General features: G+C 38.7%; 13 protein-coding genes and 1 other annotated feature. All 13 genes read left to right on the forward strand.

Going from position 1 to position 13,524, the window contains the following annotated elements; translation table 11 throughout:
• The first annotated feature begins 62 nt into the window (after window positions 1-62).
• Window positions 63-1,757: a gamma-glutamyltransferase gene (gene ggt / locus IPU53_RS07095; protein ID WP_207449307.1), complete on the forward strand. Its 1,695-nt coding sequence runs from the start codon at window positions 63-65 to the stop codon at window positions 1,755-1,757.
• A 139-nt stretch (window positions 1,758-1,896) separates the two neighbouring features.
• Window positions 1,897-2,289, forward strand: coding sequence for a UPF0715 family protein (locus IPU53_RS07100; protein WP_207449309.1), 393 nt, complete (start codon window positions 1,897-1,899; stop codon window positions 2,287-2,289).
• Between the two features lie 120 nt (window positions 2,290-2,409).
• Window positions 2,410-2,658 (forward strand) — a binding site (T-box leader).
• Between the two features lie 40 nt (window positions 2,659-2,698).
• Window positions 2,699-3,700, forward strand: coding sequence for a tryptophan--tRNA ligase (locus IPU53_RS07105; RefSeq protein WP_207449311.1), 1,002 nt, complete (start codon window positions 2,699-2,701; stop codon window positions 3,698-3,700).
• Between the two features lie 357 nt (window positions 3,701-4,057).
• Window positions 4,058-4,513: a MarR family winged helix-turn-helix transcriptional regulator gene (locus tag IPU53_RS07110; RefSeq protein ID WP_396019917.1), complete on the forward strand. Its 456-nt coding sequence runs from the start codon at window positions 4,058-4,060 to the stop codon at window positions 4,511-4,513.
• 102 nt (window positions 4,514-4,615) lie between these two features.
• Complete coding sequence (locus IPU53_RS07115; RefSeq protein WP_207449315.1) at window positions 4,616-5,554, forward strand: ring-cleaving dioxygenase; 939 nt, start codon at window positions 4,616-4,618, stop codon at window positions 5,552-5,554.
• A 14-nt stretch (window positions 5,555-5,568) separates the two neighbouring features.
• On the forward strand, window positions 5,569-6,177 hold the full coding sequence (locus IPU53_RS07120; RefSeq protein WP_207449561.1) for a flavin reductase family protein: 609 nt from the start codon (window positions 5,569-5,571) through the stop codon (window positions 6,175-6,177).
• Between the two features lie 27 nt (window positions 6,178-6,204).
• The gene (locus IPU53_RS07125; protein ID WP_207449317.1) at window positions 6,205-7,191 is read left to right on the forward strand and encodes a ring-cleaving dioxygenase; all 987 of its coding nucleotides are present in this window, start codon (window positions 6,205-6,207) and stop codon (window positions 7,189-7,191) included.
• Window positions 7,192-7,215: 24 nt separating this feature from the next.
• On the forward strand, window positions 7,216-7,818 hold the full coding sequence (locus tag IPU53_RS07130; protein ID WP_207449319.1) for an alpha/beta hydrolase: 603 nt from the start codon (window positions 7,216-7,218) through the stop codon (window positions 7,816-7,818).
• 238 nt (window positions 7,819-8,056) lie between these two features.
• On the forward strand, window positions 8,057-8,668 hold the full coding sequence (gene wrbA, locus IPU53_RS07135) for an NAD(P)H:quinone oxidoreductase (RefSeq protein WP_207449321.1): 612 nt from the start codon (window positions 8,057-8,059) through the stop codon (window positions 8,666-8,668).
• 163 nt (window positions 8,669-8,831) lie between these two features.
• Window positions 8,832-9,176 (forward strand): ArsR/SmtB family transcription factor, encoded by a 345-nt coding sequence (locus tag IPU53_RS07140; protein ID WP_207449323.1) that lies wholly within the window; start codon window positions 8,832-8,834, stop codon window positions 9,174-9,176.
• Between the two features lie 15 nt (window positions 9,177-9,191).
• Window positions 9,192-10,490: an arsenic transporter gene (locus IPU53_RS07145; protein ID WP_207449325.1), complete on the forward strand. Its 1,299-nt coding sequence runs from the start codon at window positions 9,192-9,194 to the stop codon at window positions 10,488-10,490.
• 162 nt (window positions 10,491-10,652) lie between these two features.
• Complete coding sequence (locus IPU53_RS07150) at window positions 10,653-12,023, forward strand: alpha/beta hydrolase (RefSeq protein WP_207449327.1); 1,371 nt, start codon at window positions 10,653-10,655, stop codon at window positions 12,021-12,023.
• 980 nt (window positions 12,024-13,003) lie between these two features.
• Window positions 13,004-13,519: an ankyrin repeat domain-containing protein gene (locus IPU53_RS07155; RefSeq protein ID WP_242698120.1), complete on the forward strand. Its 516-nt coding sequence runs from the start codon at window positions 13,004-13,006 to the stop codon at window positions 13,517-13,519.
• Window positions 13,520-13,524 lie beyond the last annotated feature (5 nt).

The raw sequence follows: 13,524 nt of genomic DNA on the forward strand, positions 1-13,524 counted from the left end.
TCTCCTCCCGCTGTCATCTCAAATATCAAATAATATAAGTGAAAAACAAGGAGGAAGCTGATATGAACATACGAGAGATTTTTCAACAGCAAAAAACTTCAGGTATCAAGAAGGGAGAGCAAAGAGCCATCGGCAATTTCGGAATGACAGCCAGTGCAACGAAGCAATCCTCCGAAATTGGGGCGCAGGTATTGAGGGATGGAGGGAACGCGGTGGATGCTATTGTTGCGATGCAGTTTGCCCTTTCCGTGTCAGAACCTTTTAATACCGGACTAGGTGCAAGTGGTTTTATACTTGTGTACAACCAGCATTCAGGGACTACACAGGTGATTAATGGGCATTCTAAAGCTCCTGAGCATTTGTCACCTGATATGTGCCTGGATGAAAAAGGAAAAATCATTCCTTTTTTTGAGCGTACGGTAAACGCCAATTTTATCGGGATTCCGGGGATTTTGAAAGCCATGGAAAAAGCGAATGACACATACGGCACAATGTCTTTAGCACGGTTAATTGAGCCGTCCATCCAATTAGCAAAAGAAGGAATGGAAGTGAACTGGTTGTGGGAAAGGGCATTAGACATGTATGGAGATAGAGTTGGCCAGACTGCTAGGTCGCTTTTTTATCCTAACGACACCCCTTTAAAGAAGGGAAAAATGGTAAAAAACAAAGAATTAGCGCATTCCTTGAGAATCATTCAAGAAAAGGGAATAGGCGCTTTTTATAACGGAGAAATTGGAGAAGCGATCATCCAACTCATTCATGATAAAAAGGGCTGTATGACGAAGGAAGATTTGCGAAATTATCGAGCTGAAATACAAAACCCGATCATAGGGGACTATAAAGGCTTGCAAGTGGCAACCCCGGGACCACCGAACGGCGCAGGTGTTTCGCTGCTTCAGCTACTGAAAATCCTTGAAAAGGTAAAAATTGAACAATATGATAGAAATTCATGGGAGAAGCATTTTTTACTAGCCGAAGCGATGCGAATTGTATTTACGGACAAACTGACTTATATGGGAGATCCAGACTTTTTTAATATCCCAGTGAATGGATTATTGCATCCGAAATATATTGCTGAACGAGTGAAATTAATCAATTTTGACAGAATGAACCAAGGAGTCGATTTTGGGAACCCTTGGAAGTATGAAGAGAAAGAGAATGATTTGTATCAAGAATTACAGGGCGGCGAAACGACTCATTTTACCGCTGTAGATAGGTGGGGGAATATTGCCGCCTGTACATCTTCGTTGGAACACTACTTTGGATCAGGCATTATGGTTCCAGGCCATGGTTTTCTTTTAAATAACGATTTAACGGATTTTTATCCTACAGAAGAAAGTGTAAATGACTTGCAGGCGAATAAGTATCCCGTCAGCACAAAATGTCCGACCATCATTTTTCATGATGGGAAACCAGTTATGACACTTGGTTCACCAGGGGGACCAACGATCGTTGCTTCTGTAGCCCAAGTGATGATCAATGTCCTAGACTATAAAATGGATGTAAAAGAAGCCATTGAACAGCCACGTATTTATAACAGCACGGCACCAAAAATTATATGTGATGAGCGTTTGGACGAGAATGTAAAAAACAAATTAGGCAGCATGGGATTTGAGCTCCTAAGCACAGACATCGTGATTGGAAATGTACAAGCTATCCTATTGGATCAGGAGAATCATCGGATGTATGGAGCCGCTGATTCATCCCGGCCTGGAGCAGCGATTGGGATTTGGAAAGAGGGTCATGGGAAGGAATGACGAAAAAGCAGGGCTATCTAAAAAGGGGATTGGTTGCCTTTTTGGAGGCTCTTTTTGAAGGGAGATATTTAGAACCTCGTCAAAACTCACTAACTCTGCTATCTTATTCCTATGAATGGTTACTTTAGGATGTGTCGTTTTGAAAAAATTGAAGGTTGAACCAAACACGGTGATAAAATCACTTCCTTGTTCACTATTAGCTGCGCTAACTTTAAGTATAATCACATTGCTTTTTGTTCCATCCTATTTTTCGATTATTGGTATTTGCTTCTACACAATCATTTACTTTTCAGTGTACTTAATTTTTATTGTCCCTATTCAAATATATCTAAATCGAAAATCAAGAAAGTTCCACCTTTTCTATCTTTTTATCTATATTTCCGGCTCTTTATTTGCCTCTGAGATTGTGATAATGATCAATGGAGAAAATCCTTTTACCATAACAAATTTTTATGTAATTTCCCTATTGGCTGCTATCGTCATATGGATATTCGATTCACTTATCTTACAAGAGAGCAGAACTGGAGTATAAAGAGCATATGCTTCTGGTAAGTGTTTTATAAAATAAGTTTGTGGTACGGGCCTCTAGTCCTTAAAAGCTATTGACCACCTTGACCTTTACAGAGCAATCATTTAGAATAGGGCCAATAATGAAAAAGCGATGAGGAAGAGGAGTAAACTATAAGAACGCTTTAGAGAGCTGATGGTTGGTGAAAATCAGTGCGGTATTTTAGTTGAATGGACTTCTGAGCTGCTTGACTGAAATGACAGTAGGTTTAGCGGAATGTCTTACCGTTAAAAAAGACTGCGTATCGAAACAACTGGTTTTGTTTCCGTACAGATTAGTGCGTTTGCTTTTGTAAACGAATGAAGGTGGCACCACGGGTTACTCGTCCTTTTTTGGATGGGTAGCCCTTTTTGTGTGAATTTTGAGGAGGAGTATGATGAAAAAATCGATTTTAACAGGGATTAAACCGACAGGACGGATTCATTTAGGCAATTATATGGGAGCGATCAAGCCGGCCTTGGAACTAGCGAGGACACCAGATTATCAAGCAGCATACTTTATTGCCGATTATCACGTGTTAACCAAAATGCATCATGCAGAGGAATTTCGTGACCTATCAAATGGGGTTGCCGCAACATGGTTGGCTTTAGGGCTTGATCCTGAACAGGTCATCTTTTATCGACAATCCGATGTACCAGAGATTTTTGAATTAAATTGGATCTTAAGTTGTTTTGCCTCCAAAGGGTTATTGAATCGGGCCCATGCCTATAAAGCGATCGTGGAGGACAATAAAAGGTTAGGCAGGGATGCTGACTTTGGTGTGAATATGGGGTTATTTAATTATCCTATCCTTATGGCAGCAGATATTTTGCTGTTTCAAACGGAAGTAGTTCCAGTTGGAAAAGATCAAGTTCAGCATGTGGAAATTGCGAGAGACCTTGCGCAAAATTTTAATCGTAATTACGGGGAAACATTTCTACTGCCAGAATATAAAATACAAGAAGATACGGCTGTCCTACCTGGATTAGATGGGCGGAAAATGAGTAAAAGTTATCAAAATACGATCCCGCTTTTTGTAGAACCAAAAAAGCTGCAAAAACTTATCAATAAAATTAAAACAGATTCATTACCACCAGAAGCACCAAAAGACCCTGATACATCTATTTTGTTTCGATTGTATACAGAATTTGCTTCTTCACAGGAAATTCAAGTGATGAAAGAGCAATATGGAAATGGCATTGGGTGGGGGGAAGTGAAGAAGGAATTATTTCTCGTGATGAATCGGTTTATCGAAGAACCGCGGGCAAAATATAATGAACTCATGTCCTCACCTGAAACAATTGATAAAATATTAAAAGAAGGGGGAGAAAAGGCGAGGGCTATAAGTATCCCTTTTTTGCATGAGGTTAAAGAGAAGATTGGGTTTAAAATGTAGTATTTGTGAATGCCTAGCTAGCTTTTGGATAAAGGCAAAAAGTAGTCTTAGTGCTTAAGTTAAGTCATATGTTTTAAGTCTATCCTATTAAATGAGCGGTTGATCTTACGAAGTGGACGATACTTGACACTAATTGGCCCAATCCCGCACTTAAATGGTCGGAGCATTAAAAAGAGATTTTCGAACTATTGGAAAGAAAAAGCTCCTACCTTCGAATCCCCAAAGCAGGGGCTTTTCACTTCATTCAAATAATCATCCACATTAAATTTGATTACCATGAGAAGATTCAGTTCTTAAACCTCAGTTGACAGAAAAGCATATTCATTATATAATTATCTCGAATTCGAGATAAAGGGAATGATAACGATGAGCAAAGATCATTATGATGAAGAGCTGTCTTTGAAGTTATTTGTTGTTATGACAAGGGCTTTAGATTCGATTAAAAAGCGCGTGGAAGAAGATATTAGATGCTTAGGGTTGAATCCAACTGAATTTGCAGTTTTGGAGCTCATTTATAATAAAGGAGAGCAACCGATCCAAAAGATTGGTGAAAAGGTTCTGATTGCAAGTAGTAGCATTACGTATGTAGTCGATAAATTGGAAAAGAAGAAGTTATTAGAGAGAAAACCATGTCCAAACGATCGTCGAATTACGTTTGCCACTATAACTGCAAAGGGGAAGGAGTTAATGGATGACGTTTTTCCAAAACATTCATTGGCTATCCAAAAAATCGTCGCTGGTTTAGATGTGGATGAGAAAAAACAGATGATTGAACAATTGAAAAAATTAGGATTTCACGCCCAAAAATTATAAATTTTTTTAAATAATTATCTCGAATTAGTATTATATTAAATTGAGGTATTTTGATTTTAGATTCACTAATAGATGAAATATACATGAAGAGGAGTGAGTGATATGCAAAAACGGACGAGTGGGATTCATCATATTAGCGCCATTGTTGGGCATCCGCAAGAAAATACAGATTTTTATGCTGGTATACTTGGGTTACGTTTAGTAAAGAAGACCGTCAATTTTGATGATCCAAGCACCTATCATCTTTATTTTGGAGATGAAGAAGGGAAACCAGGTACGATAATGACCTTTTTTCCGTGGGCAGGAGCTAAGCAAGGAAAGATTGGTGCTGGACAGGTAGGCATGACAACATACGTAATTCCCACAGATGCGTTGCCATTTTGGGAGAGACGATTAGAAACATTTCAAATTCCCTTTAAAAAGGTGGAACGTTTTGGAGAACAGTATATTCAATTTGCTGACCCTCATGGCTTACACTTAGAATTGGTTGAACGAGAAGAAGGTGAAATCAACACGTGGACATTTGGTGGCGTTAAGCCAGAAGTTGCGATAAAAGGATTTGGAGGGGCTACACTCTATTCTGCACAACCTGAGCAAACAGCTAAACTGTTAGAAGAAGTCATGGGGTTGGAACGTTTGGGAGCAGAAGGAGATTTGATCCGTTTCCGTTCATCTGCAGATATTGGAAATGTCATTGATTTAAAACAGACCGCGATAGAAAGAGGGAGAATGGGTGTTGGAACAGTTCATCATATTGCCTTTCGAGCAATCGATGATCAAGACCAATTAGATTGGCAGGAATATGTTTTAGCTCATGGGTATGGTGTTACTTCTGTGAAGGACCGAAATTATTTTAATGCGATCTATTTTCGAGAACATGGGGAAATACTATTTGAAATTGCGACAGATCCTCCTGGATTTGCTCTCGATGAATCAAAAGAGAGAATGGGAGAAGAATTAAAGTTACCTGAGCAATATGAACAATATCGGGAACAATTGAACCGGCGGTTAATTCCGATTGAAGTAAGGGAATTAGATTAGGAGGGATGCACTTGATGCTTTCCATTGATCCCAATACCAACACAGAACGAGAAAATTATAAATTTTTAACCGGGAGTATCATCCCAAGGCCGATCGCCTTCGTGACAAGCTTATCTGAATCGGGTGTGTTAAATGGGGCGCCCTTTAGTTATTTTAATATTGTCTCTTCCAATCCGCCGCTGGTTTCTTTATCGATCCAACGTGCTGGGGGGAAAATGAAGGATACAGCGAGAAACATCAGCGAGAAAAAAGAATTTGTTGTTCATATTGTCGATGAGCATAATGTCGACTTGATCAATCAAACAGCAGCCACTTTATCACCAGATGAGAGTGAGGTTGAATTAGCAGGGCTCACAGCCGTTGATAGTGCAAAAGTTTCTGTTCCTGGTGTACAAGAAGCGAAAATTCGTATGGAGTGTATACTGGAGCAAGTATTGGAGTTGGGTGGTCAAGATGCACCAGGTTGTGACTTGATTATTGGAAAAGTCATTCACTTTCATATTGAGAATGAAATATATAAAGCTGGCAGAATTGATCCTACAGGATTAGCGGCAGTGAGCCGTTTGGCTGGTGCCAGTTATGCTAAACTTGGTCCAACTTTTGAAATTGAACGACCAAAATGATGTTAAGAATTTAAGGAGGAAAAAAGCATGAATGAATTAAAAGGAATCCACCATGTAACAGCCATTACAAGCAGTGCAGAAAAAATATATGAGTTTTTCACAACGGTTTTAGGTGTGCGTTTAGTGAAAAAAACAGTGAATCAAGACGATATTCAAACTTATCATTTGTTTTTCGCTGACGATAAAGGAAACCCTGGGACGGATATGACATTCTTTGATTTTCCCGGTATTCCCAAAGGTGTTCACGGAACGAATGAGATCGCCAAAACTTCTTTTCGTGTACCAAGTGACAAGGCATTGGAATATTGGGTGAAACGCTTTGACCGACTCGATGTGAAACATAAAGGAATAACAGAGCAATTTGGAAAAAAGACGCTTTCTTTTATTGACTTTGATGAGCAAGCCTATCAGCTTATTTCGGATGAAAATAATCAAGGTGTTCCTGCTGGAGTTCCTTGGCAAAAGGGTCCGATCCCTTTGGAATATGCGATTACTGGTCTAGGTCCAATTTTTGTTCGCGTTGAAAATATCGATTATTTTAAAGAAATGCTGGAGAAAGTTCTTTTATTTAAAGAAGTAGCCGTGGAGGGTGCTTATCACTTATTTGAAGTTGGAGAAGGTGGCAATGGAGCACAAATTATCGTAGAGTATAATGCTATTTTACCTCAAGCACGCCAAGGATATGGAACGGTGCATCATACCGCATTCCGCGTGGAAGATCGCTCTGCGTTGGATGAATGGCAGAAACGATTGCAAACTTTCCGTTTTCCGAATTCAGGATATGTGGAACGCTATTATTTTGGATCCCTGTATACAAGGGTTACACCACATATTTTATTTGAGTTAGCCACAGACGGACCTGGTTTTATGGGGGATGAACCATACGAAACTCTTGGTGAAAAACTATCTCTACCACCATTCTTTGAAGAAAAACGAGAAGAAATTGAAGGTCTCGTTCGTCCGATTGATACGGTAAGAAGTACGAAAGAATTCGAGAAGGAATATGAGGATTAAACAATCTGGAGAGGGGAGATAGGGATGAAGCATCTTTTTCAAAAGGGAAATGATCTAGCTAATCCAACCGTGCTTTTATTGCATGGAACGGGTGGAACAGAACAAGATTTGCTTCCACTTGCACAAACAATAGATCCTGCTGCAAATATTTTAAGTGTAAGAGGGAATGTTTTAGAAAATGGTATGCCTCGTTTCTTTAGACGATTAGCAGAGGGTGTATTTGATGAAAAAGATCTAGTCTTTCGTACAAAAGAGCTGTATGAGTTTCTAGATGAAGCCGCTGAAAAATATGGTTTTGATCGTGAGCAACTGATTGCGATTGGTTACTCCAATGGAGCCAATATAGCAGCAAGTTTGCTATTCCATTATCAAGATGCATTAAAAGGGGCGGTTTTACATCACCCAATGGTACCGAGAAGAGGAATTGAACTTCCTGATTTAAGTGGAGCCCCTGTATTTATCGGGGCAGGGAAAAATGATCCACTCTGTTCAGCAAAAGAAACAGTAGAACTGCAAACTCTATTTGAACAGGCAAACGCCAATGTACATCTTCATTGGGAGAATAGCGGACATCAATTGACAGCAACAGAAGTAGATGCTGCTCGAGAGTGGTATTTGTCTATCTAAACCAATATATCTCCCCTTTTTATGGAGGGGAGGGATTCTTTTGTTCAATATCTCGGATTTGAGAATTATGAATTTGTAATATAATAAAAAACCTCCATAATGGGCATAAGAAAGAGGGATATCCTTTTCACTGGAGGTGATTTTTAAAAGAGTCGAAAACGAAAACTAGAAAGAGATGGTGCTTTACATGGGTTTTTTTAATAAATTATTTGGTAGAAAATCAAAGGAGCTGGACAATATGTCAAATGTTAAATTAGCGGTTACCTTTTATAGTATGGGTGGAACAAATTATCAATTAGCAAAATGGGCGGAAGAAGGAGCGAAAGCAGCAGGAGCTGAAGTGAAAGTTTTTAAGGTAGAAGAATTAGCTCCTGAATCTATAATTGCCGGAAATGAAGGATGGAAAGCAACTGTTGATGCGACGAAAGATGTTCCAGTCGCGACATCTGCTGATCTTGAATGGGCAGATGCGATTGTTTTCAGTGTCCCGACACGATTTGGGAATATGCCTTCGCAAATGAAACAATTTCTTGATATTCAAGGTGGACTTTGGGCAAGTGGCAAGACTGTGAATAAGGTTGTAAGTGCTATGTCTTCTGCTCAGAATCCTCATGGTGGTCAAGAAGCAACAATTTTATCTTTATACACAAGTATGATGCACTGGGGCGCGATTATCGTTCCTCCAGGATATACAGATCCCGTTTTATATGGTGCTGGTGGAAATCCATATGGCACAAGTGTCACAGTTGGACAAGATGGAAAAATGGTTGAAGATGTTGAAGCGGCAGTGAAGCACCAAGCGAAACGGACAGTGGCTGTTGCGGACTCCGTTATAAAAGGAAATCAATAAGCAGAAAACAGAGCTGGCCATAGTCATTCGGTCAGCTTTCTCTATTGTTTTACTCTTAAAAAGACAAACAAGCGCTCGATATGACTAGTCTAAAGCTTTTTTTATTTACATATATAAGCAAATTGTTATATACTTATATTCTGTTGATAGGAGGTGTTTTTAGATGGAAAAAGCAACGATTGAAATGGAACAAGCGGCAGTGATTTTAAAATTACTTGGAGATAAAACACGTTTAATCATGATGAAGATTTTAGATCAACATGACTGCTGTGTTTGTGAGTTTGTTGAGATTTTTAAAGTGAGTCAGCCATCGATTAGCCAACATCTGCGGAAGTTGAGAGATCTTCAATTGGTGAAAGAAGAACGAAGGGGGCAATGGATTTTTTATTCGATGAACAAAAGTAACGAGTATTATTCATTTATTCAGGAAATTCTTGCTAAACTACCGCGTCAAGATCATTTATTAAAAGCACTAGAAGAAAAAGGGACACGGATTGCGTGTTGCTAATTTGGGGGAAGTATATTGTCATTATCAGTTATACTAGCTTCGTTTATTTTTTTGATCACATTAGTGTTTGTTATTTGGCAACCAAAAGGGTTATCGATCGGCTGGTCAGCATGTGGCGGAGCGATTGTTGCCTTGTTAGTAGGGGTAGTAGGTTTTCATGATGTTATAGAGGTGACGCAAATTGTCTGGAACGCTACATTAGCGTTTGTAGCTATTATCCTGATTTCCTTAATCTTAGATAAGATCGGATTTTTTGAGTGGGCCTCTCTTCATATGGCCAGAGCCGCAAAGGGACATGGCATTAAGATGTTTATCTACGTGAGTATTTTGGGAGCAATTGTTGCAGCATTCTTTGCAAATGATGGAGCAACTCTTATTTTGACTCCGATTGTGTTAGCAATGGTTCGTAACTTAAATTTTCAGGAAAAAATGGTATTCCCGTTTATTATGGCGAGTGGATTTATTGCTGATACAACCTCACTGCCATTTGTAGTCAGTAATTTAGTAAATATCGTTTCAGCAGATTTCTTTGGAATCGGATTTGTGGAATATGCAATGCGTATGGTGATCCCGAATGTTTTTTCATTATTAGCCACGATATCAGTCTTACTAATTTACTTTCGAAAAAGTATTCCAAGAACATACGATCTTTCTCATTTAAGAAAACCACAAGCAGCGATTACAGATGCAAGATTGTTCCGAATGTCATGGTATGTTCTAGGAATACTCGTGATCGGCTACTTTATCAGTGAGTTTATTCATCTGCCTGTATCCATTATTGCAGGGATTACTGCGATTTTCTTTATTTTCATGGCGAGAAAGAGTAAGACGGTGAATACAAAAGTGGTGATAAAAGAGGCTCCGTGGAATATCGTATTTTTTTCAATTGGCATGTATGTGGTGATTTTCGGGTTAAGGAATGCGGGATTAACAGATGTACTAGCAAGTATCATCCAAGCGAGCGCAGAACAAGGGTTATTTATTGCCACGATTGTCATGGGCTTTATCGCAGCAATTTTATCTTCTATTATGAACAATATGCCAACGGTTATGATTGACGCCTTAGCTATTGCGGAGACTCAAACGTCAGGTGTCACACGCGAGGCACTGATTTATGCAAATGTAATTGGAGCAGATTTAGGTCCGAAAATTACGCCCATTGGTTCACTAGCTACATTATTATGGCTTCATGTTTTATCACAAAAAGGTATTAAAATCTCTTGGAAGACGTATTTTAAAACAGGTATTATGTTAACCATCCCTATTCTATTTATCACACTAGTCGGGCTGTATGTAACGCTCGTCCTTTTTTAGGAAGGGGTATATAAAGCGAGACTATCATTAGTGGAGCATATGGAAGGTTGCACTAGGATACATTCCTTCGCGCTTTAAAATAATTTTCCGATCCGGTTTTCTGGATGTTATTCAGAAAGGCGATTAGGGAATAGGATCTGAAAGTGAGAAGGAGAAGTGTATATGAAAAAGCAGCTTGATCATACTTTCTTAGGGGCGATAATAGGGGGAGGCATGTTTATCCTAGGTGCAGCCTCTTTAGTGCTTGTTAATTTTACGGAAATATTGCATATATGTATTCTGATTTTGTTTGTAATTCAACTAACCTTTGCTTTTGTGAACAAGCAAACCTGGCTAGCCTGCATTGGAGTTATTGTAATTCTGCTAGAACTCGTATTCTTGTTTTACTATCACTATATCCTATTATGTATGAATGCTTTTGCTTCTATTGTAATGGGATTTCTGCTAATCGTATTACGATTTTATAAGACCCGAACACTAAAGAGTCAGCAGCCGAAAAGTCGTAAAATCCTTACATTTGGAGCAAAATCTCTAGGGGCAATTGTCGGAGTTTTTATAATCATGCTTGTGGGCTTTATTATGTTTCTAGCCGTTCGTCCGATGGTGGGGATTCAATTATTTTTTGAACACAAAAATTCTTATCAACCTGAGAAAAAGTCGATGGTGACGGAGTTGAAAGATGGAACAATGTACATAAATGATATACAATATGGCACACAGTACCCCAACAGTTTCTTAGATATTTATGTTTCTAACAAAGATCTATCGACCTTAAGACCGACCTATATTTTTATTCATGGCGGAGGATTTGTAACAGGAGATAAGGTAGAGGAAGATCAATCTGGCCGTACAGAGATTGATTATTATACCTCATTCACAAATGCTGGATATAATGTCGTATCTATCAACTATGCGTTTGCGCCTGAATATCCTTATCCAACACCGTTGTATCAAATGAGTGAAGCCATCAAGTTTTTAAAAGTACATGCAGATGAATATGGTATAGATATGGAAAGGGTTATGTTGGGTGGAAGTTCAGCAGGAGGACAAATTATCGGGCAATTTGCGATGGCCCAAACAGAACGTGAATATGCCAAAGAGCTGAATATCCAACCTGTAATGGGGGAAGATTCCATAAAAGGCGTTATTTTTAACTCTGCCTTATTTGAACCCACTAAATTTGCTCAATCAAAGGATAGTTGGCTGAAGGATTATCTATGGTCTATTTATGGTCGAGCATATTGGGGCAATGACTATGAAACCAAACAATCCGCAAAACAAGCTGACCTAGTAAAAAATGTGACAACCAATTATCCGCCAGTTTTCATCTCCGACGGAAACACGGCCTCCTTTTATAAACAAGCAAACGCTTTTGATAAAAGGTTAGATAAACTCGGTATCGAACATCAATTTAATTATTATGGGAAAGAGATAACGTTTTTACCCCATGGCTATGAAGTAAACTTCGATAGTAACTATGCTCAAAAGAATATGAAAAAGATGCTTCAGTTTGCAGCCGAACAATTTGAGTAAAATTGTTCGGCTGCAAAGCTATCAACGACCTCTCATGTGATCAATAAATCTTATAGAAAAGGCCTCTTGGTTATTGTTCAACGATAAGAAAGTATAAAATTTTGGCTAGTGTTTTGATCTAGCTCCAGCGCCTAGCCCCTCGAGGTCAAATAACCTGAGCCAATAAAAGTCAAAACCGGACTTTTCTTGTCTCAGAACATTTGCTTGTCGGGGCTGAGCAAGGCGCTTGCGCTTTTCTTAAACAAAGGAATTATTCATACCTTCAATCACATAATCTATTTAAAATATCTTAATTTTCGGACGATTTATTCATATAGATAGATTTTATGTTAGTATTTAATTGTAGGAAAGTTTTTACAAAGAGGAAGAAGAAAATGAATATTAGTCAAACAAGCGATTTTGAGTTGGTCGCAAAATTAAATAAATATGTTCATGATACACGCAAATTTATATCCCAAATATTTTGAAGAGATTAAGTCTTTCTTCCAAAAAATTATTGATAAAGAAGAGTTCATCCCGCATTAACGGGCAGTAATACCCCCATCTCAAGGCTTTAGAGAATACGGAGAAGCATAGGTGGAGATACACTGCCCTAATCTAGTTGTAGCGCCTAGCAAATTTACGGTTTCTTCCTACGATAAGTCAACATCGATTCACCCTTTGGGCTCATCGTGTTTCCTTTATCTCGTCAGATCCCTTTAAATTTGTACGTCGCTGGACAGGCGCTTCCGCTTTTTTGAGTAAAAGCCCGATTGGTTCAGGCCAAAATGTTTGGTGGAGGATTTGATGGAAACTGAAGTTGGAGGAAGTCCTATTTTGCTATATTCGCCATTATCCCTGTTTTCCTATTAAAGGCCGATTCCTACAGAAGCTATTAGCTTATCACTAAAAAGAAACGTGGGTAAAGTAGTCGATGGAAAAAAGGTTTTATTGTAGAAATATAGAAGTTATTATAAACAAAAATAATGGAGGTTTTTATTATGGACGAAAAAGTAATGGATATATTTCGACATATAGAATCAAATAACGTTCACGCATTGGAAACGGCTCTGGTTGCCAATTCATCTTTTGCAAATATAGAAAATGAGCAAGGGATAACTCCACTAGGATTTGCATCACATCTAGGAAATAAGCAAGCAGTCCAACTACTCTTAGATTTTAGCGCAGATGTCAATGCCATCTCCCACTCGAAAATAGACTTTATCCCATCCAATACAGCTCTTCATGCTGCCATAGCGGGAGCACGGGATTTAGAAATCATTGAACTCCTTTTAAAAAATAACGCGAATCCAGACAACGTTGATAGTAACGGGTTTACAGTTCTACATACTGCTGCTTTTCATGATAACAACCAAGAAATAGTTCGTCTTTTAATTGAATATGGCGCTACAATCGATGCAAAGATAAATGACGGAAAAACAGCGATCGATATAGCTAAAGAACAAGGGAACCATCAAATAGCTGAGCAATTACAGCGGTATATCGAACTTGCCTAAATCCT

Origin of the sequence: Bacillus sp. SD088 (assembly GCF_017355205.1) — a bacterium.
Classification (GTDB): domain Bacteria; phylum Bacillota; class Bacilli; order Bacillales; family Bacillaceae_C; genus Lederbergia.

Coding starts and splice junctions, on each gene's coding strand:
- IPU53_RS07120 (WP_207449561.1), top strand. CDS start 5,569: ATGCTTTCCATTGATCCCAATACCAACACAGAACGAGAAAATTATAAA.
- IPU53_RS07150 (WP_207449327.1), top strand. CDS start 10,653: ATGAAAAAGCAGCTTGATCATACTTTCTTAGGGGCGATAATAGGGGGA.
- IPU53_RS07140 (WP_207449323.1), top strand. CDS start 8,832: ATGGAAAAAGCAACGATTGAAATGGAACAAGCGGCAGTGATTTTAAAA.
- ggt (WP_207449307.1), top strand. CDS start 63: ATGAACATACGAGAGATTTTTCAACAGCAAAAAACTTCAGGTATCAAG.
- IPU53_RS07125 (WP_207449317.1), top strand. CDS start 6,205: ATGAATGAATTAAAAGGAATCCACCATGTAACAGCCATTACAAGCAGT.
- IPU53_RS07110 (WP_396019917.1), top strand. CDS start 4,058: ATGATAACGATGAGCAAAGATCATTATGATGAAGAGCTGTCTTTGAAG.
- IPU53_RS07105 (WP_207449311.1), top strand. CDS start 2,699: ATGATGAAAAAATCGATTTTAACAGGGATTAAACCGACAGGACGGATT.
- wrbA (WP_207449321.1), top strand. CDS start 8,057: ATGTCAAATGTTAAATTAGCGGTTACCTTTTATAGTATGGGTGGAACA.
- IPU53_RS07155 (WP_242698120.1), top strand. CDS start 13,004: ATGGACGAAAAAGTAATGGATATATTTCGACATATAGAATCAAATAAC.
- IPU53_RS07130 (WP_207449319.1), top strand. CDS start 7,216: ATGAAGCATCTTTTTCAAAAGGGAAATGATCTAGCTAATCCAACCGTG.
- IPU53_RS07115 (WP_207449315.1), top strand. CDS start 4,616: ATGCAAAAACGGACGAGTGGGATTCATCATATTAGCGCCATTGTTGGG.